Source organism: Glaciecola sp. SC05 (assembly GCF_041380235.1).
In the GTDB taxonomy this organism is placed as follows: domain Bacteria; phylum Pseudomonadota; class Gammaproteobacteria; order Enterobacterales; family Alteromonadaceae; genus Glaciecola.
Window position 1 is genome coordinate 1 of the sequence record NZ_JBGIYY010000064.1, and the last position, 381, is coordinate 381.

Here is a 381-nt window from a genome sequence, read left to right on the forward strand (position 1 = left end):
AAAAAAAGCCCCAGCATATGCTGAGGCTTTCTTTATCTCTTACGAGAGAATGGGAGTCTGGCGATGTGCTACTCTCACATGGGGAAACCCCACACTACCATCGCCGCTAATACGTTTCACTTCTGAGTTCGGAATGGAGTCAGGTGGGTCCGTATCGCTATTGTCGCCAGACAAAAAACGCAGTCTTTTGCCCTGAAGTTAGTTCAGGGCCTCCTCAACACGCCACCCAATCAAATGCGGGGGTCATGCCAAGGTCAACAATTCTTTGTATAACAATCCTGGAAAATCTGATAACCATCTTCACTATCTATCGAGTCGCTACTCAATCTGTCTTTATGTGTCTTGCAATATGTCGATTAACTTAACTTGTCATGCTCTACC

The 381-nt window shown here is 45.7% G+C and carries 1 rRNA gene; it reads right to left on the minus strand.

Annotation, left to right across the window (positions count from 1 at the left end):
- Positions 1–55: 55 nt before the first annotated feature.
- Positions 56–171, minus strand: a 5S ribosomal RNA gene (gene rrf / locus AB9H30_RS19395).
- Between the last annotated feature and the right edge of the window lie 210 nt (positions 172–381).